Below are 22,329 nucleotides of genomic sequence, written 5' to 3'. Positions count from 1 at the left end.
AACGGGCTTACGGACAAAGGCGTCGTTACCCGCAATGGCTTGCAGCGCCATCCGAGGGAGCGACGCTTTTTTTTGAAAGAAAAGGTAGGTGTTGATGAACGATTCGGTTGGCAACAGCCCGATGAACGATCCGCTGGCATGGGTCAACGGCAGTGATGCCCCGGAAAAGAGCAGCCTCGACCTGGGCTTCATGGCCTTGAGCGATTGTGCGTCCCTGGTGGTCGCGGCCACCCAGGGCTTCGCTCAACCCTATGGCCTGACCCTGAACCTCAAGCGCCAGTCCTCATGGGCCAACCTGCGGGACAAGCTGGTCAGCGGCGAACTGGACGCGGCCCACAGCCTGTACGGGCTGATCTACGCCGTACACCTGGGCATTGGCGGCGTCGTGCCCACCGACATGGCCGTGTTGATGGGCCTGAACCAGAACGGTCAAAGCATCAACCTGTCCCACGAGTTGCAGCAGCAAGGGGTGGTCACTCCTGAGGCACTGGACCGCCATGTGCACCAAAGCCGAACAAAACTGACCTTCGCTCAGACCTTTCCCACAGGTACCCACGCCATGTGGCTGTATTACTGGCTGGCGAGCCAGGGTATTCATCCGTTGCAGGACGTGGACAGCGTCGTGGTCCCGCCGCCGCAAATGGTCGCGCACCTGCAAGCCGGACGTATTGATGGTTTCTGCGTCGGCGAACCCTGGAGCGCCAGCGCCGTCGTGCAAAACCAGGGCTTTACCCTGGCCACCAGCCAAGCGATCTGGCCCAATCATCCGGAAAAGGTCCTCGGCTGCACCCAGGCTTTCGTCGACCAATACCCCAATACCGCCCGCGTGCTGGTGATGGCTATCCTCGAAGCCAGCCGTTTTATTGAAGAGAGCAATGAAAACCGCCGCTCCACCGCGCAACTGCTCAGTGGCCGCGATTACCTCGACACCCCGCTCAACTGCATCGAACCGCGCCTGCTGGGCGCCTATGACGACGGCCTGGGCAACCAATGGCAGGACCCCCACGCCCTGCGCTTTTTTGCCGGTGGCGAGGTGAACCTGCCGTACCTCTGCGACGGCATGTGGTTCATGACCCAGTTTCGTCGCTGGGGCCTGCTGCGTGACGACCCCGACTACCTCGGCGTTGCCCGCCAGGTGCAGCAACTGGCGCTGTATCGCCAGGCGGCCACGGCGCTGGGCATCACCGCCGCGGGCCAGGACATGCGTAGCAGCCAATTGATCGACGGCAAGGTCTGGGACGGCTCCGACCCGGCCGGCTACGCCCGCAGCTTTCGCCTGCACGCGCTGGCCGCACCCGCCAACCGCCAAGCCTTGCGCTGACAGGAGCACGTCCATGCTGCGAATCCTGTTGATCAATGACACCCCACGCAAAGTCGGGCGTCTCAGAACCGCACTGATCGAGGCCGGTTTTGAGGTGATCGATGAGTCCGGCCTGATTATCGATTTGCCGGCGCGCGTCGAAACGGTGCGCCCGGACGTGATCCTGATCGATACCGAGTCACCGGGCCGTGATGTGATGGAGCAAGTGGTGCTGGTCAGCCGCGACCAGCCGCGACCGATTGTGATGTTTACCGACGAACACGACCCGAACGTGATGCGCCAGGCGATCAAGTCCGGCGTCAGCGCCTACATCGTCGAAGGCATCCAGGCCCAGCGCCTGCAGCCGATCCTTGACGTGGCCATGGCCCGCTTCGAAAGCGACCAGGCCCTGCGCGCCCAGCTGCAAGCCCGTGACCAGCAGCTGGCCGAGCGCAAGCGCATCGAGCTGGCCAAGGGCATGCTGATGAAAATGAAGGACTGCAATGAGGAGCAGGCGTACACCCTGATGCGCCGCCAAGCCATGAGCCGCCAGCAGAAACTGATCCAGGTGGCGGAGCAGATTATCGCCATGAGTGAGCTGCTCGGCTGATTTGGCTCATCTCTTGCTAAACAAACATCACAGGTAACCAACGGCGGTTGCCCCTCCACGACAAAGACGTCGCACATCCGGTTTGCCCTCGCGAACCCGGTGGCGGCGTTTTTTCGTTTTGGCCCCGGCAGCACGGGGCCGGTGGGGTGGCCTTTGTCGGCGACTCCATCACAGGCCTTCTTACAAGACTCCCAACCGTTGAGGTGCGTGATGAAATCAAGCTTCTGGAAATCCGGGCACACCCCGACCCTGTTTGCCGCGTTCCTGTATTTCGACCTGAGCTTCATGGTCTGGTATTTGCTGGGCCCCCTGGCGGTGCAGATCGCCGCGGACTTGCAGTTGACCACCCAGCAGCGCGGCCTGATGGTGGCTACGCCGATCCTGGCCGGCGCGGTGCTGCGCTTCCTGATGGGCATGCTGGCGGACAGGCTGTCGCCCAAGACCGCGGGGATGATCGGCCAGGTGATTGTGATTGTGGCCTTGTTCGGCGCCTGGAAACTGGGGATCCACAGCTATGAGCAAGCTTTGCTGCTGGGGCTGTTCCTCGGCATGGCCGGGGCCTCGTTCGCCGTGGCCCTGCCGTTGGCGTCGCAGTGGTACCCGGCCGAGCATCAAGGCAAGGCCATGGGCATCGCCGGTGCCGGTAACTCGGGCACTGTATTCGCCGCCCTGCTGGCGCCGGTACTGGCGGCGGCGTTTGGCTGGAGCAATGTGTTCGGTTTCGCACTGATTCCGCTGATCCTGACCCTGATCGTCTTTGCCTGGCTCGCGCAAAATGCCCCTGAGCGTCCGAAAGCCAAATCCATGGCTGACTACTTCAAGGCCCTGGGCGACCGCGACAGCTGGTGGTTCATGTTTTTCTACAGCGTGACCTTCGGCGGCTTTATCGGCCTGGCCAGTGCCCTGCCCGGCTACTTCAACGACCAGTACGGCCTGAGCCCGGTGACCGCCGGCTACTACACCGCTGCCTGCGTGTTCGGTGGCAGTCTGATGCGTCCCCTGGGCGGCGCCCTGGCCGATCGCTTCGGCGGCATTCGTACTCTGCTCGGCATGTACAGCGTGGCGGCGATCTGCATCGCGGCGGTGGGTTTCAACCTGCCCAGCTCCTACGCGGCGCTGGCACTGTTCGTCTGCACCATGCTCGGCCTGGGCGCGGGCAATGGCGCGGTGTTCCAACTGGTGCCGCAGCGCTTTCGTCGTGAGATCGGCGTGATGACCGGGCTGATCGGCATGGCCGGCGGCATCGGTGGTTTCGCCCTCGCGGCGGGCATGGGTGCGATCAAGCAGAGCACCGGCAGCTATCAGTTGGCCCTGTGGCTGTTCGCCAGCCTGGGCGTGCTGGCCTGGTTTGGCCTGCATGGCGTCAAGCGTCGCTGGAGAACCACCTGGGGTTCGGCCGCCGTGACCGCCGCGCGCGTCTGATGAGCCTGCAACTGAGCGTTGCCCAGGCCAGCGCCATCGGCCCACGGGCCGAAAACCAGGATGCGCTGCGGGTGGTGACACCCGTGGCGGAACTGGCCGCGAGCAAAGGTTACCTGTGTGCCATGGCCGACGGTGTCAGCCAGTGCGCCGACGGCGGCCTGGCCGCACGCTCAACCTTGCAGGCCCTGGCCCTGGATTACTACGCCACGCCGCAAACCTGGGGGGTGGCCCAGGCGCTGGAGCGCTTGCTGCTTGCACAGAATCGCTGGCTGCAGGCCAATGGCGGCGGGCAGCCATTGCTGACCACCCTCAGTGCCCTGGTGTTTCGCGGCCAGCGCTTCACTCTGGCGCATGTGGGTGACTGCCGGGCCTATCGCTGGCTGGACGGCGAGTTGCAGCGCATCAGCGAGGATCACGTATGGGAGCAGCCGGGCATGCAGCATGTGCTCAAGCGCGCCCTTGGCCTGGATCAGCACCTGGTGGTGGATTTTCTCGATGGCCAGTTGCGCGAAGGCGAGTGCTTCCTGCTGCTCAGCGATGGCGTGTGGGCCACCCTGGGCGATCACAGCATCCGTGCGATCCTGCGCGAGCAAGCTGACCTGGACCTGGCAGTCAACACTCTGATCAACGCTGCACACCTGGCCGGCAGCCAAGACAATGCCAGCGCCTTGCTGGTACGTATCGATACCCTCGGCGAAGCCACCCTGGGCGATGCCCTGGTGCAATTACAACAATGGCCTTTGCCACCGCCGCTGAAACCCGGCCAATACTTTGAAGGTTGGCAGGTGGATGCGGTACTGGCCCACAGCCGACAGTCGTTGCTGTATCGGGTGCGCGATGCCCAACAACAACCCTGGCTCCTGAAAACCCTGCCCCTGACCCGCGACGACGACAACGACGCCGGCCAGGCACTGTTGTCGGAGGAATGGTTTCTGCGGCGGGTGGCCGGGCGGGCGTTTCCTGAAGTACATGCGGCCAGCGCACGCCAGCATTTGTACTACGTCATGCGCGAATATTCCGGGCAAACCCTGGCCGAACTGTTCCAACGCCAGGGCCCATTGCCCCTGGCGCAATGGCAGGCTGTAGCCGAGCGTTTGCTGCGGGCCGTGGGCATGCTGCACCGGCGGCAGATCCTGCACCGCGATATCAAGCCGGAAAACCTTCTGCTGGGGGACGACGGTGAACTGCGCGTGCTGGATTTTGGTCTGGCGTATTGCCCGGGCCTTTCAGAAGACCGCGCCCATGTACTGCCCGGTACCCCAAGCTTTATTGCGCCCGAAGCCTTCAATGGCGAGCGGCCTACGGCCCGGCAGGATTTATACAGCGTGGGCGTCACGCTGTATTACCTGCTGACCGGGCATTACCCCTACGGCGAAATCGAGGCCTTCCAACGTCCCAAATTCGCCCAACCGGTCAACGCGAGTCGTTATCGCCCCGACCTGCCGGATTGGCTGCCACTGAGCCTGGAACGGGCGGTGGCGGCGCAACCGGCACAACGCTACGAAACCGCAGAAGAATGGTTGCTGGTCCTGGAACACGCAGACCGCCAAGAGCTGAGCATTCGCCCCAGGCCGTTGCTGGAGCGCGAGCCCTTGAAGGTCTGGCGAACCCTGGCACTGCTGTCTCTGCTGATCAACCTGGTGCTGCTGTATTCACTTTTTCACAGCTGATGTCATCTCCACACGAGGGAACCCCCATGAATGCAAAAGTCTGGCTGGTGGGCGCAGGCCCCGGCGACCCGGAGTTGTTGACCCTCAAGGCGGTACGCGCCATGCACGCCGCCGATGTGGTGTTGATCGATGACCTGGTCAACCCGGCGATACTGGAGCACTGCGCCGAGGCGCGGGTGATCACCGTGGGTAAACGCGGCGGCTGCCGCTCGACCCCGCAGGACTTTATCCACCGCCTGATGCTGCGTTACGCGCGCCAGGGCAAGTGTGTGGTGCGGCTCAAGGGCGGTGATCCATGCATTTTCGGACGCGGTGGCGAAGAGGCTGTGTGGCTGCGCGAACGCGGCGTCGAGGTGGAGCTGGTCAACGGGATTACCGCCGGCTTGGCGGGCGCGACCCATTGTGCGATTCCTTTGACCTTGCGGGGTGTGAGCCGAGGTGTGACCCTGGTCACGGCGCACACGCAAGACGACAGCAGCCTCAATTGGCGCGCGCTGGCCGAAGGCGGGACGACGCTGGTGGTGTACATGGGCGTGGCGAAGCTGGAAGAGATTCGTCGGCAATTGCTCGACGGTGGGATGGCGGCGGATATGCCGGTGGCGATGATCGAAAATGCATCGCTGCCTCAGCAGCGTGAGTGTCGCAGCGAGCTGTCCCGCATGCATGAGGACGCGACGGCATTCGCCTTGAAGAGCCCGGCGATCCTGGTGATCGGCAGGGTTGCAGCCGCCGAGCAGGCAGCCTGCATTGCATCGGTGGCCAGTGCCTGAGGTAAATCCAAGGTGAAAAAAAACCCGGCCGGAGCCGGGTTTTTTCTACATCTCAGTAATTACTGAGCGGTAGCTTCAACCGACGCTTCTACGCGACGGTTAACAGCACGACCAGCTTCAGTTGCGTTGTCAGCAACTGGGCGGGATTCGCCGTAACCTACAGCAGTTACACGGCTAGGAGCCACGCCGTCTTTAACCAGGACTTGCTTAACAGCGTCAGCACGACGCTGGGACAGCTTCTGGTTGTAAGCGTCTGGACCTACGGAGTCAGTGTGACCAGCCACTTCTACGTTGGTAGCTGGGTACTGAGCCATGAAGTCGGCCAGGTTTTTCACGTCGCCGTAGCTGTTAGGCTTAACAACGGCCTTGTCGAAGTCGAACTTCACGTCCAGCTCAACACGAACAACCTGAGCAACTGGAGCTTCTGGCTCTGGAGTTGGCTCTGGAGCTGGTGCTGGGGTAGGAGCTGGAGCTGCTGCGCCAGCGTTACCGCCGAAGTTCACGCCCAGGCCGACCAGTGCGGAGTAATCCCACTTGCCGTTGTCCAGACCGTAGTCAGCTTCAACACCGGCACGAGCGTACAGGTTGTTGGTGAAGTAGTACTTCACACCAGTACCAACGGTAGCGAAGGTAGTCTGGTCGCGACCGCTGTGGCCGTCAGCTTGAACGTTGGTACGGCTCTGGTGGCCGAAACCGCCTTCTACGTATGGACGCAGGCTGTCTACGCCAGCTTGACCGAAGTGGTATTGGGCAACGAGGCTGCCGGTATCACCTTTGATCTTCTGGTTGCCAGTACCGTCGTTCGAACGGGTGTGGTTGGTCTTGTCGTAGGACAGGTTCAAGGACAGGTCGTCGGTCAGGAAGTAACCGATGCGAGCGCCAGGATTGAAGCCGTCTTCGATGTGCTTGACGCTATCGTTGTACTGCTTCTTGTAGAACAGCTCGCCTTCAACTGCGCCTTGGCCTTGTGCCAGAACGCCGAAAGAAGTAGCGGCAATAAGAGAACCAATGGCCAAGCCCAAGGTGTTTTTCAGTTTCATCCGTTAAATCCCCATCTGGTGATTGTAAAGCAGTCCCACAAACCGGGGGACAACTCGGCGACAAGTCTAACAGAACTTGCCTACACGTAAGAGATATTTGCCACGCACTAAGTTTCAGTCTCGCCCGCAAATTTCTCACGTAATTTATCTAGAGCACGTTTGTAACGCATTTTTGTAGCACTCAAACCCATGTGCATGATGTCGGCGATTTCCTGAAATTCCAGCTCTGCGACAAATCGTAGCACCAGAATTTCCCGGTCAATCGGGTTCACATACACCAGCCAGCGATCAAGTCCGCCCTTGTCCTCGGGTGCCGGCGCCTTTTCTTCAGACGCCTCCTCAAGGGGGTCGAGACTCAAAGCGTCCATCAAGCGACGCTTTCGCCGTTCCTTACGATACTGCGTGATGCATTCGTTGTACGTGATGCTGTAGAGCCAGGTCTTGAACTTCGATTTGCCCTCGAAGTTCTTGAGGCCGTACAGCACCTTGAGCATCACTTCCTGACAGACATCATCCGCATCTCTATCGTTCCCTAAATACCTTGAACAAACGTTGAACAAAGTGCGTTGATATCTGCGCATCAATTCTTCGTACGCGCGTGTGACGTGAAACAGCTCCGTGTGCGCGCGCGCGACCAACTCCTCATCAGAGAGCTCACGGGGGTCATAGCGCGTGGACAGCGTTTGGGCTTTATTCAAAACAAGTCGTGCCGACAGTCAGGTCAATGTCCGCCACAGCCCGGTCAGCCGGGTTCGCGGCGGCGTACATTAGCAGGGTTTGCCGGGTTAGCGGCTACTGACCTGCTGTTCCAGGAGAATCCGGTTGGACAACGACACCAGGTCGCCGTCATCGGTCAGCACGGTCGTCTTGACTGTGCCGATCTCCTCGATTTGCCCTTCGACCTCGCCCACACGTACCTGCTGGCCCACCTGATACAACTCACGCACATAGATTCCCGCAAGAATCTGGCCGGCAATTTCCCGGCTTCCCAAGCCCATGGCCAGCGCAACGGCCAGACCAACGGTAATCAAAACAATCACGATCACGTGGTTGAGCAGGTCAGTCTTGACCTCCAACTGGCTGATCGCGACCGAAATACTGATGATGATCACCAGGCCTTGGGCAATTCGTCCAAGGCCGGCCGCGTAGTCCAGCCCCACGCCTTCCGCGGCGCCACGCACCAGCCCGTTGGCCAGTTGCGCCAGCAGAACGCCCACCAGCAATACCAGCGCGCCGCCGAAAACCTTGGGCAAATACAGCGCCAGCATGTCGAGAGTAGCTGAAACTCGCTCAAGTCCAAGGGACTGAGCCGCGGAAACCAGGAAAATCAGCAGGACAAACCAATAGACAATCTTGCCGATCAACGTGGAAATCGGCACCTGCAGCCCTGCACGTCCCAGCAATTTGGTCAGGCCGGTACCCGCCATCAGGCGGTCAAGGCCCAGTTTTGCGAGCAGCTTGGACAGCAGGGTGTCGAGCAGTTTGGCCACGACAAAGCCCAGCAATACCAGGACCAGGGCACCAAACAGGTTGGGAATGAAGTTCGCCACCTTGGTCCACAACGCGGTCATCGCGGTAACCAGGCTCTGGGTCCAGAGATCAAGTTCCATATTCAATCAGCCTTATCAGCAGTGCGAGCAAGAGGTTTACGACGGGAAACCGGTGATACGTGGGCCGAACCATTGTTCAGGGCCATCATCAACGCCGGCAACCAGCGACCGAGCAGACTGAACAGATCACCCGCCCCAACCTGACGGTTGGCGGTTTTCAACACGCGGCCCAGGCAGGCGTCGTCGTCGCGGTTGGACGGCGAGGCATTGAGCATGTCACGCAAAGACTGTTCGAACGGATCGTGCATAAAGACCTCTCGCAAGTGTTTTAAAAGACGAGGGTAAAATTCGTTGGGTCACATGGGACCCTTCCTACGTTCAGGTCATATTCAGCTCAAACCCAGCGCAATCGTCGAAATAGCCACCATTGTCCGAGTGCCACCGACACCATCAACAAGCACGCGATCATGAATCCATAAGGGCTCGCCGAGAAGGGTATGCCCCCCACATTGATACCCAGCAAGCCGGTCAAAAAGCTCATCGGCAGGAAGATCCCGGTGATGATCCCGAAGCGGTACATGGTGCGGTTCATGCGTACGCTCAGGCGCCGGTCTTCGGCCTCAAGCACAAGCCCCACGCGCTCCCGGGTCAATTCGAGCTCTTCCAGGTAACGGGTCAGGCTGTTGTTCAATTCGTTCCAGTAATCGGCATCGTCGTCACAGAACCAAGGCAATTTGATCCGCGTCAGTTGGGCAAAAATATCCCGCTGCGGCGCCAGGAATCGCTTGAGCCCAGCAGCTCGTCGACGAATTTGCAAAATGCTGCCGTGCTCGGGGGTATACCGTTCGTCGGTATCGAGCTTTTCTTCTTCGGTATCGACGATTTCGGACAGGTCGGTGACCAGATCCTGCACTTTATTGGTCAGGTACTGCGCCATATAAAGGATGAGTTCCGACGCGGTTTTCGGTCCTTTGCCTTCCGACAGCTGCACCAACAGCTCATCAGTGGCGCGCAAAGGACGCAAGCGCAGGGAAATCACCCGGCTGGCGGCGGCAAAAATACGCACCGAGACCATGTCTTCCGGCTCGGCCCCAGGGTTGAGATTGACCCCGCGCAGGAACAGCAGCAGTTCGGCATCCGGCAACGGCAACAGACGTGGACGGGTGTTCTCCTCCAGAAGCAGGTCACAGGCAAACTCGCTCAGCCCACTGGACTTGCGCAGCCACGTCTGGGTTTGCGGATGGCTGCGATCCCAGTGCAGCCACAGGCTTTCCTGGGGTTGCAACTGCAACTCGTCGAGCTCAGTCCGGGCAATCGAACGCGCACCGCCTTTACCGTCCAGTACCAGGGCATGCACCAGCCCCCACTGCGCGTTTTCTTCCTCGAACATCCTCACCCCTATCGGCTATTGCGGTTTATTCAGGCATTTGCAGCGGGCTGGGCGAGACGATCACACCGTTGTTGTCGGCGTAGATGTACTCACCCGGGCGGAACGTCACACCGGCAAACGTGACGACCACGTTCAGGTCGCCGATGCCGCGCTTGTCGGTCTTCATCGGATGGCTGGCCAGGGCCTGCACGCCCAGGTCGGTTTGGGCAATGACATCGACATCACGGATGCAACCGTAGATCACCAGCCCTTCCCAACCGTTTTTCGCGGCTTTTTCGGCAATGATGTCGCCCAGCAACGCGCGGCGCAGCGAACCACCACCGTCGACCACCAGCACCTTGCCAGCTCCCGGCTGATCGGCTTGTTCCTTGACCAGCGAGTTATCTTCGAAGCACTTGATGGTGACGATTTCGCCACCAAAGGAATCTCGGCCGCCGAAATTGCTGAACATCGGCTCGACCACCTGCACCAGCTCCGGGTAGGCGTCGCACAGATCTGGGGTCACGTAATGGTTCATTGAAAAATTCCTTTCTGCCAAAGAAGTGTCTTTCGAAAGAAGCGCCAGCGAGGCCGGTGCGCAACATCCCACTCGCTTCATCGCAACGCAATAGCGACGAAGCGACTGAATATGACCAGAAGCGTTTAACGCGTCATATCTTAGCCGCAACCTCGCAGGAGCGAAACGCCCTTGGCAGCGCTCTGCGTCAAACCGTTGCCAGCGCCTCGGCCGGCGCGCCAAGCAACGGTGTAAGCGGGTCTTTCAACCATTGCACCACCAGCGGCCACACTTCTACCTGGGCCGCCTTGCTGACCAGCATCTGTACATGTCCGAAATCTTCGGTAAAGCCTTGCCGGCGGCCCAGGCACAGGTACTGGCGATGCTCGGCGCCGACTTGTTCGAACAACTTGCGGCAGGCCCAGTCCGGGTCTTGCTGGTCGCCCGCGGCGCTGACAGCCAGCAGCGGCACATCGACGTCCGCCAGGCCCTTCCACCAATCACGCTCGCGCTCGCCGAACCGCCCGAACAGGCCATTCCAGCGCATCGCCTCAATCAGCACTCCGGCCGGCTCATCCTCGGGGCCGCGCTTGAATCGCGGCCCGGACAACTGGGCAAGGCGTTTGAGCACCAAGCGGCTGCCCCACTCCACTGGCGGGATTTTCAACGGCCAATGCGTGCGACTGACCTGGCAGCCAAACAACGCCACCGACGCCACCGCAGGCGGCCCCAGGTATTGCCCGCCCAGGGCGGCAGCCAGGGTTATCCCGCCGAGGGAATGGCCGATCCAGTGCGGAATCTGCGCACTTTGCTCACGCACAAACGCACCGATGGCCGGCAAATCGTAGCGCGCATAGTCGGCGACCCGATTTCTCACATAATCGTGATTGCGTTTGGACAGGCCATGGCCGCGCATTTCCGGAATCCACACATCAAAGCCCTGGCGTGCCAGATAGGCGCCCAGGCCGATGCCCTTGGGTGAATACCAGAAGCGCCGGTTGGAAAAGCTGCCGTGCAACAAAATAACCGGGATGCCGCGGTTTTCCGGGACATCGGCCAGGCCCAAACGCGTCACCGCCAGCTCGACGGTACCGTCGGGGCTGTTGCCGGGTTTGAGGCGGTACACATCTTCACTCAGGTCGCCACGACGTTCAGCGCTGATCAGGGCGACAGGAAACAGGTTGCTGCTGCTTTGCATAATGCTCTTGCACAAAAAAGGGCGGCGTCCACAAGGATTCCCGCCCTGTACAGATAAGAATGCCGGTCACCCTCGACGAGTGACCGGCACTTTTTGACGTAGCGGCCTTAGGCGGACGCTTGGCCTTCAGCCAGGAAGAACCAGGTTTCCAGCACCGAATCGGGGTTCAGCGAGACGCTTTCGATGCCCTGTTCCATCAACCATTTGGCCAGGTCGGGGTGGTCGGACGGGCCCTGGCCGCAGATGCCGATGTACTTGCCGGCCTTGTTACAGGCCTGGATGGCGTTGGCCAGCAGCTTCTTGACCGCAGGATTTCGCTCGTCGAACAGGTGGGCGATGATCCCCGAGTCGCGGTCCAGGCCCAGGGTCAGCTGGGTCAGGTCGTTGGAGCCGATGGAGAAGCCGTCGAAGAACTCCAGGAACTCTTCGGCCAGGATGGCGTTGGATGGCAGTTCGCACATCATGATCACGCGCAGGCCGTTTTCACCACGGGACAGGCCGTTTTCAGCCAACAGGTCCACCACCTGGCTCGCTTCGCCCAGGGTGCGCACGAACGGCACCATGATCTCGACGTTGGTCAGGCCCATCTCGTTGCGCACGCGCTTGAGGGCACGGCATTCGAGCTCAAAACAGTCACGGAACGCTTCGCTGATGTAACGCGAGGCACCACGGAAGCCCAGCATCGGGTTTTCTTCTTCCGGCTCGTAGAGCTTGCCGCCGATCAGGTTGGCGTATTCGTTGGACTTGAAGTCCGACAGGCGCACGATGACCTTTTTCGGATAGAACGCAGCAGCCAGGGTGCTGATGCCTTCCACCAGCTTCTCGACGTAGAAACCGACCGGATCGTCGTAGCCGGCGATGCGCTTGTCGACGCTGTCCTTGATGTCCTGGGGCAGGCCGTCGTAGTTCAGCAGGGCCTTGGGGTGCACGCCGATCATGCGGTTGATGATGAACTCCAGGCGGGCCAGGCCCACACCGGCGTTCGGCAACTGCGCGAAATCGAAGGCACGGTCGGGGTTGCCGACGTTCATCATGATCTTGAACGGCAGGTCCGGCATCGCGTCGATGGAGTTCTGCTTGATGTCGAAGCCCAGCTCACCTTCGAAGATGAAGCCGGTGTCGCCTTCGGCGCAGGAAACGGTCACGCCCTGGCCATCCTTGAGCAGTTGGGTGGCGTTGCCGCAGCCCACTACCGCCGGGATCCCGAGTTCACGGGCAATGATCGCCGCATGGCAGGTACGCCCGCCACGGTTGGTGACGATGGCGCTGGCACGCTTCATGACCGGTTCCCAGTCCGGGTCGGTCATGTCGGAAACCAGTACGTCGCCTGGCTGGACCTTGTCCATCTCGGACACGTCCTTGATGATCCGCACCTTGCCGGCGCCGATGCGCTGGCCGATGGCACGGCCTTCCACCAGCACGGTGCCGGTTTCTTTCAACAGGTAGCGTTCCATGACGTTGGCCGAGGTGCGGCTCTTCACGGTTTCCGGACGGGCCTGCACGATGTACAGCTTGCCGTCGTCACCGTCCTTGGCCCACTCGATGTCCATCGGGCACTTGTAGTGCTTTTCGATGATCATCGCTTGCTTGGCCAGTTCGCTGACCTCAGCGTCGGTCAGGCAGAAACGCGCGCGCTCGGCCTTGTCGACTTCAACGGTTTTTACCGAACGACCGGCCTTGGCCTCGTCGCCGTAGATCATCTTGATGGCCTTGCTGCCCAGGTTGCGGCGCAGGATGGCCGGGCGGCCGGCCTCAAGGGTGTGCTTGTGGACGTAGAATTCGTCCGGGTTGACCGCGCCTTGTACGACGGTTTCGCCCAGGCCGTAGGCGCCGGTGATAAACACCACGTCACGGAAGCCCGATTCGGTATCGAGGGTGAACATGACGCCGGCGGTGCCGGTTTCCGAACGCACCATGCGCTGCACGCCGGCAGACAGGGCCACCAGCTTGTGGTCGAAACCCTGGTGCACACGGTAGGAAATGGCGCGGTCGTTAAAGAGGGAGGCAAACACTTCCTTGGCCGCGCGGATCACGTTTTCCACGCCGCGGATGTTCAGGAAGGTTTCTTGCTGGCCGGCGAAGGAAGCGTCCGGCAAATCTTCGGCGGTGGCCGAGGAGCGCACGGCAACGGACATGTCCGGGTTACCGGCCGACAGTGCGGCGAAGGCGGTACGGATTTCTTCGTTGAGCTTCTCGGGGAACTCGGCTTCCATGATCCATTGACGGATCTGGGCACCGGTCCGGGCCAGGGCGTTGACGTCATCGACGTCCAGGGAATCCAGCGCGGCGTGGATCTGAGCGTTGAGGCCGCTCAGCTCGAGGAAATCACGGTAGGCCTGGGCCGTGGTGGCGAAACCACCGGGCACCGACACACCTGCGCCTGCAAGATTACTGATCATCTCGCCGAGGGATGCGTTCTTGCCCCCCACATGCTCTACATCATGGACGCCGAGCTTATCGAGGGAAACTACGTACTCTACCAAGGTGATCTCTCCACTAACTGTGTTGGAAAAGCTCAGGACGCCGGCTGCTCAGTAGGAGCGAATACCGCCGTTTGTGGCCTGGACCTGGAAAATAAGTGAGAATGCGGCCCACCATGGGACGGCAAAATCGCGCCTATCATATCCAAGATTCGTCATCAGCTTAAGGCCCAGGGCTCAAATGAAACGATCTGCTTTCTTTATTTCCGACGGCACCGGCATCACAGCCGAAACATTGGGCCAAAGCCTGCTGGCGCAGTTCGAAAACGTTACCTTCGCCAAATTCACACGGCCTTACATCGACAGCGTGGATAAAGCGCGGGCCATGGTACAACAAATCAATCTGGCGGCCGAAAAAGACGGTTTTCGCCCGATCATTTTCGACACCATCGTCAACCAGGACATCCGTGAGATTCTCGCAACGTCGAATGGTTTCATGATCGACATCTTCTCCACCTTCCTGGCGCCGCTGGAGCAGGAGTTGAGCGAACATTCCTCCTACTCCGTCGGAAAGTCCCATTCCATTGGGCACAACTCCAATTATATGGAGCGTATCGAGGCGGTGAACTTCGCCCTCGATAACGACGATGGCGCCCGCACCCACTACTACGACAAGGCCGACCTGATCCTGGTCGGCGTGTCGCGCTGCGGCAAAACGCCCACCTGTCTGTACATGGCCATGCAATTCGGCATTCGCGCGGCCAACTATCCGCTGACCGAAGACGACATGGAGCACCTGACCCTGCCGGCCGCCCTGCGCGCGCATTCGCACAAGCTGTTCGGCCTGACCATCGACCCGGACCGCCTCACGGCCATTCGCAACGAGCGCAAGCCCAACAGCCGCTACTCCAGCTACGCCCAGTGCGAGTTCGAAGTGCGCGAAGTAGAAAATCTGTTCCGGCGCGAGAATATTGCGCACATCAATTCCACGCATTTTTCGGTGGAAGAGATTTCGGCGAAGATTCTGGTGGAGAAAGGCGTCGAACGTAGGTTTAAGTGAGGCAGCTGTAAGCTTCAAGCTATAAGCTGCAAGCTAAAGCCAATCGGCTCTTGTCTTGCAGCTTGTAGCTTATAACTGGAATCTTCCTCCCCCTTGCCCCAGCGCCGTCGCCAGCGCATCGAACCCCGCCCGCAACAACTGATCATCGCCCGACGTATTGCAGATACTCGCCCGAATAAATTGCGGTACGGCCGTCTGCCCGACAGCAAATGCCTCGGCGGTGGCGATCAGGTAGTTGTGCTGTTTGAGCTCCGCCTCGATTTCCGAGGCGCGCCAGGGCTCCGGTACTTCAATCCAGAAGTGCGGACTATTGAGGTGGGTGCGGTATGCCAGCCCGCCCAGCAGGTCACGCACCAACGCTTTGCGCCGGCTGATCTCGTTGATCTGCTGGCGCAGCAGGTACTGCGCCGTGCCGTTCTCGATCCACTGCGTGGCCAGTTCCAGGGTCACCGGCGTGGCCATCCAACAGGTTGAGCGCAGGGCTGCCGAAATACGGCTGACCAGCGCCGGTGGCGCATGCACGTAACCCACGCGCAACCCGGCGGACACCGCCTTGCTCAGGCTGCTGATCAAAATCGTACGTTCAGGCGCGAAATAGCTGAGGGGTGGCGGACGGTCTTCCACCAGCACACCGTGGGCTTCATCCTCAAGAATCAGCAGATTGTGTTCACGGCAGACCTTGGTCAACGCTTCGCGGCGCGCCACCGAAAGCACTGCGGTGGTGGGGTTCTGGATCGTCGGCGTGCAGTACAACGCCGAAATCCGGTGGTTGCGACAGACTTCCTCCAACGCGCCTGGCAGCAGGCCTTCTTCATCCATCTCCAGGCCGATCAGGCGTATGCCGAGCATCCGCGCTGCCGTGATCAAGCCAGGGTAAGTGAGTTGTTCGGTGACCACCGTATCACCGGCCCGCAGCAGCGCCATCATCGTGCAGAGCAGGCCGTGCTGGCCGCCGTTGACGCAGATGACCTGCTCGGGAATCGGATGGAAATCACGCTGCACCAGCCACTGTGCACCCGCCTCGCGATAGCGTGGCAGGCCGGCATCGGGGGTGTAGGCGCTGATGTCCTGGAGAAACTTGGCGTTGGTCGACAGGTTTTGCAGGCTCTGTGCCAGGAAGGCCGTTTCCTGACCCGGAATATGCATGTTGCGACTCATGTCGAAGTACTGGCGTGGCTCTTCGCTGACGTTGCGAAAACCTTCATCACGCTGGCGCTCCATCCCACGCTTGCGTACGAAAGTACCGTCACCCACTCGCGCCACCACCAACCCCAGGCGCTCCAGCTCGCCGTAGGCCCGACTGATGGTGCCGATGGTCACGCCCAGGTTGTCGGAAAGCACTCGATGGGGCGGCAACTTTCTTCCCGGTTCAATCAAGCCTTCGAGGATGCCCCGTTCCATGACATCGGACAGGCGTTTGTATTTCACGCCCTGCCCGCTGGACAAGCCCTCACGCATAATTGACACCATGTCAATATTTGTTTTGACAGCCATCTTTAGCCCTAATAGTGTGCTTTTACGGGTTCAATCGCCGATTTTTACAACTCATTACAAGCTCAATATAGAGTTCAATTCCGGCTCAGGGAAGCAATAAACGATGCCAATGTCCGCCGTTCTCGAAAACACCGCCAAAACCAAAACGCAAAAACAGTGGTTGGCCGGGCTGGTCACCAGTGTGATGTTCCTGGTCGTTTGCCTGAGCTGGGGCACCACCTGGCTGGGCATCAAGATTGCCGTGGAAAGCGTGCCGCCCCTGACATCCGCCGGCCTGCGCTTCCTCATCGCCTTCCCGCTGTTCCTGTGTTTTGCCATGGTGCGCCGCGAGCCGATCCTGTTTCCCCGGGAAAGCCGCTGGTTCTTTGTATTCGTGACCCTGTCCTACTTCAGCGTTCCCTACTACCTGCTCAACTACGGCGAGATGCACGTATCGTCCGGCCTCACCGCCCTGCTGTTCAGCTGCATGCCCGTCTTCATCCTGATTTTTTCCGCGCTGTTCCTGCGCGAGCGTATCTACTTTTCCCAGGTGGTCGGCATCGGCATCGGCTTCGGCAGCCTCTACATGATCATCAGGAGCCAGGGCCTGCACCTGGACCACGCCGAGTTCCTGGGGGTACTGGCGATTCTTAGCGCCGCGATCATGCACGCCCTGTGCTACGTCATTACCAAGCAAAAAGGCAGTGCGATCAGCGTCATCACCTACAACACCCTGCCCATCGGCATTGCCGGGTTGATGCTGTTCGTGGCCGGCCTGTGGTTTGAAACGCCCACCTTCGAAAACATCACCCTGCGTTCCTGGAGCGCACTGTTCTATCTGGGGCTGGTGGCCTCGGTGGGCGGGTTCATCGTGTACTTCATGCTGCTCAAGCGCTTGAGCCCGATCATCCTGTCGTTCGTGTTCATCATCTTCCCGGTGTTCGCGGTGATCATCGGCGCCTGGTACGAAGGCGTAGCGATTTCCCGCGACCTGATGCTGTACTCGGCCATCCTGCTGGCCGGCTTTGCGATCACCAAGTTGCCTGTTGAAAAACTCCTGGCCAAGAAAAATTGACCCTTCATCAACGCGAGAGAAACATGGAAGTCCTCCGCCCCACAGCCCTGGAACAGATCTACGCCCACGCCAGCCGCAGCTACCCCGAGGAATGCTGTGGCTTCGTCTTCGCCGACGGCAGCGTGTACCTGGGCAGCAATATCCAGAATGAGCTGCACCGCAAGAACCCCGAGATGTACCCGCGCAGCGCGGCCAACGGCTACACCTTTTCGGTGGCCGACACGCTGTTGATGAACAAGGCGTTTCGCAGCGACAACCCGGTGGTGGTGATCTACCACTCCCATCCGGACGTCGGCGCCTATTTCAGCGATGAAGACCAGGACAAGGCCCTGTTCATGGGCGAACCGATCTACCCCGTGAGCTACCTGGTAGTCGACGTTCGCCAGGGCCAGGCCCTGGGTTCCAAGCTGTTTGCCTGGGATGGCATGCAGTTCGCCCTTAAACCTTTCAACGACCTGAACACGGAGTTGTCCATGAACGCTGTCTCTTTCCCCGATATTCTGGTTCGCGTGGCCAAGCTGCCGGAATCGACCCTTGAGGGTTCCGGATCGACATTGCGCGAAGTCATTGAAAACCTCTGCACCCGCCACCCGCAGTTGCGCCAGCACTTGTTTCACGACAAGAACCACCAGCTCAAGGAGCACTTCCTGTTCACCGCCGAGGAAGCGCTGATTGAAGCCGATGAACCACTGCCGGAAAAAGCCAGGATCGAAGTGTTGCTCGCGACGTCCGGCGGCATCGACGTCGACGCCCCGAGCAATGAAGCAGCCCTGAGCAATGAAGAGGTACAGCGCTATGTACGCCACATCACACTGCCGGGCGTCGGTCGCGAAGGCCAGTTGAACCTCAAAAAAGCCAAGGTGCTGATCATCGGCACCGGCGGCCTGGGCTCGCCCATCAGCCTGTACCTGGCGGCAGCCGGCATCGGCACCCTGGGCCTGGTGGATTTCGACGTGGTGGAGAGCAGCAACCTGCAACGCCAGATCGTCCATGGCAACAGCACCCTGGGCATGCCCAAGGTCGAGTCGGCCAAACAGCGTTTGCAGGACCTCAACCGGCATATACGGATCAACGCGCACAACACCGCCCTGAATGCCGACAACGCCCTGGAACTGGTGGGCGCCTACGACCTGGTGATCGACGGCACCGATAATTTCGACACGCGCTACCTGGTCAACGACGCTTGCGTGCAATTGGGCAAGCCATTGGTGTACGGCGCCATCTACCGTTTCGACGGGCAGATCAGCGTGCTCAACTACAAAGGCGGGCCGTGCTATCGCTGCCTGTTCCCCCAGGCCCCGCCGGCGGAACTGGCCCCCAATTGCAGCGCCGGCGGCGTGATCGGCGTGCTGCCCGGCGTGGTCGGGATGATCCAGGCCACGGAAGCAATCAAATTGCTGATCGGCATCGGCGAGCCTCTGTCCGGGCGCCTGATGCGCTTTGACGCGCTGGCGATGAAGTTCAGCGAGATCCGCTTCAAACGTCGCGCCGACTGCCCTTGCTGCTCGGAACTGCGTCATAGCGAAAGCATGGCCCCGGCGGTATGCGCCGACGCCCTACCCAGCGCACCGTCACTGGCCGAAGAGCGCTACATCAAGCCACGGGTACTCAAGCAACTGCTCGAACACCCACGCAGCGCCGACGTGCTGCTGGACGTACGCGACGCCAGCGAACTGGAGGTGTGCAAGTTGCCGGGCGTGGTGCATATCCCCCTGGCCGAGCTGGACGGCCAACTCGACCGCCTCAGTCGCGACAACACCCACTACCTGATCTGCTACGCCGGCACCCGCGCCGAGCAAGCCGCCAGCACACTGCTGGCCGCCGGTTTTGCCAACACCAAGGTCCTGCAAGGCGGCATGAAACACTGGGTTCGCGACGTCGAACCCGACATGCCGTTGTACTGAGCGGAGGACTGACCGATGTTGCATCACTCAATCCTCGACGTCATCGGCCACACGCCGATCGTACGTCTGGCGCAGTTTTCCGAAGACCTCGGCATCGAGGTCTATGCCAAGCTCGAATCCCTCAACCCCGGCGGCAGCCACAAGGCGCGCATTGCCCTGGGCATGATCCTCGACGCCGAACGCCGGGGCGTGCTGATCCGCGATGCCGGGCAAACCATCATCGAACCCAGCGGCGGCAACACCGGCATTGGCCTGGTCATGGCCGGCAACGTGCTCGGCTACAAGGTGGTGCTGGTGATTCCCGACAACTACAGCCCCGAAAAGCAGAAGTTACTGCGCCTGTACGGCGCCAAGGTGGTGCTGTCGGACAGCCGCCTGGGCAACAATTCCCACGGCGAAAAATGCATGGAGCTGCAGTTGGAAAACCCCAGCTACGTGATGCTCAACCAGCAACGCAACGGCGCCAACCCACAGACCCACCGCGACACCACCGCACCGGAAATCCTGCGCGCCTTCGGCGACCGTCGCGTGGACTACTTCGTCAGCGGCATCGGCACCGGCGGCCATATCACCGGTATCGGCGAAACCCTCAAAGCCGCCTGGCCCGGGCTTCGGATAATGGGCGTGGAACCCGAGGAGTGCGACCTGCTGAAAAACCAGCACGCGCCGCACCATATCCAGGGCCTGTCGATCGGCCTGATCCCGAGCATCCTCAACCTCAATGTGATCGACGGCATGCTCAAGGTCTCGCGCCAGGACTGCCTCGACATGATCAAACGCATCATGCGCACCGACGCCATCAGCCTGGGCCTGTCCTCCGCCGCCAACATGGTGGCCATCGCCAGGCTCGCCCCGGAACTTGCACCCGAAACAGTGGTGTTGACCATGGTCTACGACAATGCCGACAGCTACCTGCCCAACTTCGAATAACCGGGTTTCCTACCATCCAGATTGCGGGGGTGCCTTCATGGGCGGCTTTATCGACATGCAACAACTGCACGATGAGTTGCTCACCCACCTCATCAAGACCCTTACACCCGTGCAGATGAAACAGCTGGAGCCGCACTTGGCACCGCTGGTCCAGAACGCAGCCCAGGCGGTGGCCGAGGACCTGATCGCCTATGCCTATCGCGACCCGGCGTCCCGTGGGCGGGGTGAGCTGATCCTCGAGTCCTACGCCTCGTTCAAGGCCGTGCTGTATTACCGGCTCGCGCATCTGGTGTGGAATTTCCCCGACCAGACCAACGGCGTCTTCTCACGTATCGCCCTCAAGCTGAGCAACCAGGGCAAAGTGTTATCGGGGGCCGAGATTCACCCGGCAGCGCGCATCGGCCGGCGCTTTGTGCTGGACCACGGCTACGGCACGGTAATCGGCGAAACCTGCGAGATCGGCAACGACTGCTACATCCTCTGCGGCGTGACCCTGGGTGCCCGCGGTATCGCCAACAACCCCGACGGCAAGCGCCACCCGCGCCTGGGCAACAATGTCGAAGTCGGTTCCGGCGCCCGGGTGCTGGGTTATGTGCAGATCGGCGACAACGTGTTCATCAGTCCGTCCTGCGTGATCACCCAGGATGTGCCGGCCGGGACCAAGGTCAAGGTGGTCAACCAGATCCAACTGCAAAAAAATGATGAATCGGACCACAGCAAGTACCTCGGCGCCTTTGCCCTTGATGAGCGCCTGCATGTGGTCGGCGAGATCAATGCCAGCCACAAGGTCACCGTGCTGGACGCCGACTTCCATCCCTTGCCGGGATTAATGCTCGAACCCACGGTCAAGGAACGCCACCACCTGCAATTTCGCCTGCACCGCGTGGCGTCTGGCGAACACCTGCCACGCCTGCCGCTGAACCTTAAAGTCTGCGGCCCCGAATTTGAAATCACCCTGCTCTCTCCCCCTGGCTTGAGTGCAATGGTGCGTCACCTGTTACAAGCCAGCCCACTGATCGTCGGAGGTTGAACATGTCCGTGCATACCATGGAAACCCTGGCGCTGTTCGACAGCGCGCCCTATCAAAACGCCTTCAGCGCGCGGGTGATTGCCGTCAGCGACCAGGGCATTGCCCTGGAACACACGCTGTTCTATCCCACGGGCGGCGGACAGCCGGGCGACACCGGCCACTTGACCCTGCCTGACGGTACGCGGCTTGACGTGACCGGAACGGTGCGCGACCCGGTGTTGCGTTCGATCATCTGGCACCAGGTGGAACACTGTCCCGAGCAGCTGATTGCCGGTGTGCAGGTGGACGCCGGCCTGGATTGGGAACGGCGCTACCGGCACATGAAAATGCACACGTGCCTGCACCTGTTGTGCTCGATCATCGATGCACCGGTCACCGGTTGCAGCATCAGCGCCGACAAGGGCCGCCTGGATTTCGACCTGCCGGAAATGACCCTCGACAAAGACAGCATCACCCGCGACCTCAACGCGCTGATCGAACAGGCTCACCCGGTGAAGACCTTGTCGATGGCCGCCACGGAATACGCCACCCTGCTGCAGATCACCCGCACTCAGGCGGTGGCGCCGCCCGTCGTGCAGGGTTCGGTACGGGTGATTGAAATTGCCGGCATTGATATCCAGCCGTGCGGTGGCACGCACGTGATCAACACCGAGGAAATCGGCCGGGTGTTCTGCGAAAAGATCGAGAAGAAGAGCAAACACAACCGCAGGGTGATACTGCGGTTTGAGTGACACAATTCAAAATGTGGGAAGGGACTTGCCCGAATGCCCGTCAGTTAAGGGACAACACTGCATCTGTGTGAGGAGCTTGCTCCCTCGCCACAGGTCATTTTTTACCCCTCCCGACATGGGGATCGGGTGTTGGCTTTAGAAAGAGTCGCCGGGAACGCGCACGAAGCCTTCCATCAACACCCGCGCACTGCGGCTTCATGACTGGCGTTTTTTCACGACCCATTCGCCGTTCACCTGGGTAGCTTCAGCCCCCACGCGCA

General features: G+C 60.6%; 21 protein-coding genes. 11 read left to right on the top strand and 10 right to left on the bottom strand.

Going from position 1 to position 22,329, the window contains the following annotated elements; translation table 11 throughout:
* Nucleotides 1-94 precede the first annotated feature (94 nt).
* The 5 genes from JWR98_RS15470 (at nucleotide 95) to cobA (ending at nucleotide 5,772) form a co-directional block, all read left to right on the top strand.
* Nucleotides 95-1,321 (top strand): CmpA/NrtA family ABC transporter substrate-binding protein, encoded by a 1,227-nt coding sequence (locus tag JWR98_RS15470; protein ID WP_078734238.1) that lies wholly within the window; start codon nucleotides 95-97, stop codon nucleotides 1,319-1,321.
* A 13-nt stretch (nucleotides 1,322-1,334) separates the two neighbouring features.
* Nucleotides 1,335-1,910 (top strand): ANTAR domain-containing response regulator, encoded by a 576-nt coding sequence (locus JWR98_RS15465; RefSeq protein ID WP_003175511.1) that lies wholly within the window; start codon nucleotides 1,335-1,337, stop codon nucleotides 1,908-1,910.
* Between the two features lie 210 nt (nucleotides 1,911-2,120).
* A complete protein-coding gene (locus tag JWR98_RS15460; RefSeq protein ID WP_003175512.1) occupies nucleotides 2,121-3,332 on the top strand; it encodes a nitrate/nitrite transporter in 1,212 nt (403 codons plus the stop codon).
* Nucleotides 3,332-5,002, top strand: coding sequence for a bifunctional protein-serine/threonine kinase/phosphatase (locus tag JWR98_RS15455; RefSeq protein ID WP_078734239.1), 1,671 nt, complete (start codon nucleotides 3,332-3,334; stop codon nucleotides 5,000-5,002). The genes JWR98_RS15460 and JWR98_RS15455 overlap by 1 nt, the downstream gene beginning before the upstream one ends.
* A gap of 26 nt (nucleotides 5,003-5,028) precedes the next feature.
* Nucleotides 5,029-5,772, top strand: a complete 744-nt coding sequence (cobA, locus tag JWR98_RS15450) for a uroporphyrinogen-III C-methyltransferase (protein ID WP_205490469.1) — start codon at nucleotides 5,029-5,031, stop codon at nucleotides 5,770-5,772.
* Nucleotides 5,773-5,831: 59 nt separating this feature from the next.
* Here the strand turns inward: cobA and JWR98_RS15445 are convergent, their stop codons facing one another.
* From JWR98_RS15445 to ppsA, 8 genes are all read right to left on the bottom strand, one after another.
* Nucleotides 5,832-6,812, bottom strand: coding sequence for an OmpA family protein (locus tag JWR98_RS15445; protein WP_065873888.1), 981 nt, complete (start codon nucleotides 6,810-6,812; stop codon nucleotides 5,832-5,834).
* 107 nt (nucleotides 6,813-6,919) lie between these two features.
* Entirely contained in the window at nucleotides 6,920-7,510 is a 591-nt protein-coding gene (gene sigX / locus JWR98_RS15440; RefSeq protein ID WP_076949502.1) for an RNA polymerase sigma factor SigX, read from the bottom strand.
* Nucleotides 7,511-7,597: 87 nt separating this feature from the next.
* Nucleotides 7,598-8,422 carry a mechanosensitive ion channel family protein gene (locus JWR98_RS15435; protein WP_003175519.1) on the bottom strand — a complete coding sequence of 275 codons (825 nt, stop codon included), beginning with the start codon at nucleotides 8,420-8,422 and terminating at the stop codon, nucleotides 7,598-7,600.
* 2 nt (nucleotides 8,423-8,424) lie between these two features.
* Nucleotides 8,425-8,670: a hypothetical protein gene (locus JWR98_RS15430; protein WP_003175520.1), complete on the bottom strand. Its 246-nt coding sequence runs from the start codon at nucleotides 8,668-8,670 to the stop codon at nucleotides 8,425-8,427.
* A gap of 86 nt (nucleotides 8,671-8,756) precedes the next feature.
* A complete protein-coding gene (locus tag JWR98_RS15425) occupies nucleotides 8,757-9,752 on the bottom strand; it encodes a zinc transporter ZntB (protein ID WP_003175521.1) in 996 nt (331 codons plus the stop codon).
* Nucleotides 9,753-9,777: 25 nt separating this feature from the next.
* Nucleotides 9,778-10,269 carry a ribonuclease E activity regulator RraA gene (gene rraA, locus JWR98_RS15420; protein ID WP_003175522.1) on the bottom strand — a complete coding sequence of 164 codons (492 nt, stop codon included), beginning with the start codon at nucleotides 10,267-10,269 and terminating at the stop codon, nucleotides 9,778-9,780.
* Nucleotides 10,270-10,456: 187 nt separating this feature from the next.
* Nucleotides 10,457-11,446, bottom strand: a complete 990-nt coding sequence (locus JWR98_RS15415; protein ID WP_078734241.1) for an alpha/beta fold hydrolase — start codon at nucleotides 11,444-11,446, stop codon at nucleotides 10,457-10,459.
* A 107-nt stretch (nucleotides 11,447-11,553) separates the two neighbouring features.
* On the bottom strand, nucleotides 11,554-13,929 hold the full coding sequence (gene ppsA / locus JWR98_RS15410) for a phosphoenolpyruvate synthase (protein WP_205490467.1): 2,376 nt from the start codon (nucleotides 13,927-13,929) through the stop codon (nucleotides 11,554-11,556).
* A gap of 178 nt (nucleotides 13,930-14,107) precedes the next feature.
* Here ppsA and ppsR point away from each other — a divergent pair, with 178 nt between their 5' ends.
* Nucleotides 14,108-14,926 (top strand): posphoenolpyruvate synthetase regulatory kinase/phosphorylase PpsR, encoded by an 819-nt coding sequence (gene ppsR / locus JWR98_RS15405; protein ID WP_003175525.1) that lies wholly within the window; start codon nucleotides 14,108-14,110, stop codon nucleotides 14,924-14,926.
* Nucleotides 14,927-14,995: 69 nt separating this feature from the next.
* On the opposite strand, the gene JWR98_RS15400 is transcribed toward ppsR, so the two are convergent.
* Nucleotides 14,996-16,420, bottom strand: a complete 1,425-nt coding sequence (locus JWR98_RS15400) for an aminotransferase-like domain-containing protein (RefSeq protein WP_078734243.1) — start codon at nucleotides 16,418-16,420, stop codon at nucleotides 14,996-14,998.
* A 160-nt stretch (nucleotides 16,421-16,580) separates the two neighbouring features.
* On the opposite strand from JWR98_RS15400, the gene JWR98_RS15395 reads away from it, so the two are divergent.
* Genes JWR98_RS15395 through JWR98_RS15375 form a run of 5 tightly spaced genes read left to right on the top strand, consistent with a single transcriptional unit; the run spans nucleotide 16,581 to nucleotide 22,069 of the window.
* Entirely contained in the window at nucleotides 16,581-17,474 is an 894-nt protein-coding gene (locus JWR98_RS15395) for a DMT family transporter (protein ID WP_176156662.1), read from the top strand.
* 23 nt (nucleotides 17,475-17,497) lie between these two features.
* A complete protein-coding gene (gene moeB, locus JWR98_RS15390) occupies nucleotides 17,498-19,378 on the top strand; it encodes a molybdopterin-synthase adenylyltransferase MoeB (protein ID WP_205490466.1) in 1,881 nt (626 codons plus the stop codon).
* A 15-nt stretch (nucleotides 19,379-19,393) separates the two neighbouring features.
* A complete protein-coding gene (locus JWR98_RS15385; protein ID WP_205490465.1) occupies nucleotides 19,394-20,308 on the top strand; it encodes a PLP-dependent cysteine synthase family protein in 915 nt (304 codons plus the stop codon).
* A gap of 37 nt (nucleotides 20,309-20,345) precedes the next feature.
* Nucleotides 20,346-21,338 carry a serine O-acetyltransferase gene (locus JWR98_RS15380; RefSeq protein WP_078734246.1) on the top strand — a complete coding sequence of 331 codons (993 nt, stop codon included), beginning with the start codon at nucleotides 20,346-20,348 and terminating at the stop codon, nucleotides 21,336-21,338.
* Between the two features lie 2 nt (nucleotides 21,339-21,340).
* Nucleotides 21,341-22,069, top strand: a complete 729-nt coding sequence (locus tag JWR98_RS15375) for an alanyl-tRNA editing protein (RefSeq protein ID WP_078734247.1) — start codon at nucleotides 21,341-21,343, stop codon at nucleotides 22,067-22,069.
* A gap of 195 nt (nucleotides 22,070-22,264) precedes the next feature.
* On the opposite strand, the gene JWR98_RS30240 is transcribed toward JWR98_RS15375, so the two are convergent.
* On the bottom strand, nucleotides 22,265-22,329 hold a 65-nt coding region (locus JWR98_RS30240; protein ID WP_225908729.1), incomplete at its 5' end, for a hypothetical protein.

The sequence above is a fragment of the Pseudomonas lactucae genome, from assembly GCF_016937615.1.
Lineage (GTDB): Bacteria > Pseudomonadota > Gammaproteobacteria > Pseudomonadales > Pseudomonadaceae > Aquipseudomonas > Aquipseudomonas lactucae.
Note: the sequence above shows the minus strand (reverse complement) of the source record. Positions and strands in the feature narration are given on the sequence as shown.

Excerpts from the sequence above, each read along its gene's own strand:
- JWR98_RS15470 (WP_078734238.1), top strand. The coding sequence starts at position 95 with ATGAACGATTCGGTTGGCAACAGCCCGATGAACGATCCGCTGGCATGG.
- JWR98_RS15465 (WP_003175511.1), top strand. The coding sequence starts at position 1,335 with ATGCTGCGAATCCTGTTGATCAATGACACCCCACGCAAAGTCGGGCGT.
- JWR98_RS15460 (WP_003175512.1), top strand. The coding sequence starts at position 2,121 with ATGAAATCAAGCTTCTGGAAATCCGGGCACACCCCGACCCTGTTTGCC.
- JWR98_RS15455 (WP_078734239.1), top strand. The coding sequence starts at position 3,332 with ATGAGCCTGCAACTGAGCGTTGCCCAGGCCAGCGCCATCGGCCCACGG.
- cobA (WP_205490469.1), top strand. The coding sequence starts at position 5,029 with ATGAATGCAAAAGTCTGGCTGGTGGGCGCAGGCCCCGGCGACCCGGAG.
- JWR98_RS15445 (WP_065873888.1), bottom strand. The coding sequence starts at position 6,812 with ATGAAACTGAAAAACACCTTGGGCTTGGCCATTGGTTCTCTTATTGCC.
- JWR98_RS15435 (WP_003175519.1), bottom strand. The coding sequence starts at position 8,422 with ATGGAACTTGATCTCTGGACCCAGAGCCTGGTTACCGCGATGACCGCG.
- JWR98_RS15430 (WP_003175520.1), bottom strand. The coding sequence starts at position 8,670 with ATGCACGATCCGTTCGAACAGTCTTTGCGTGACATGCTCAATGCCTCG.
- JWR98_RS15425 (WP_003175521.1), bottom strand. The coding sequence starts at position 9,752 with ATGTTCGAGGAAGAAAACGCGCAGTGGGGGCTGGTGCATGCCCTGGTA.
- rraA (WP_003175522.1), bottom strand. The coding sequence starts at position 10,269 with ATGAACCATTACGTGACCCCAGATCTGTGCGACGCCTACCCGGAGCTG.
- JWR98_RS15415 (WP_078734241.1), bottom strand. The coding sequence starts at position 11,446 with ATGCAAAGCAGCAGCAACCTGTTTCCTGTCGCCCTGATCAGCGCTGAA.
- ppsR (WP_003175525.1), top strand. The coding sequence starts at position 14,108 with ATGAAACGATCTGCTTTCTTTATTTCCGACGGCACCGGCATCACAGCC.
- JWR98_RS15400 (WP_078734243.1), bottom strand. The coding sequence starts at position 16,420 with ATGGCTGTCAAAACAAATATTGACATGGTGTCAATTATGCGTGAGGGC.
- moeB (WP_205490466.1), top strand. The coding sequence starts at position 17,498 with ATGGAAGTCCTCCGCCCCACAGCCCTGGAACAGATCTACGCCCACGCC.
- JWR98_RS15385 (WP_205490465.1), top strand. The coding sequence starts at position 19,394 with ATGTTGCATCACTCAATCCTCGACGTCATCGGCCACACGCCGATCGTA.
- JWR98_RS15380 (WP_078734246.1), top strand. The coding sequence starts at position 20,346 with ATGGGCGGCTTTATCGACATGCAACAACTGCACGATGAGTTGCTCACC.
- JWR98_RS15375 (WP_078734247.1), top strand. The coding sequence starts at position 21,341 with ATGTCCGTGCATACCATGGAAACCCTGGCGCTGTTCGACAGCGCGCCC.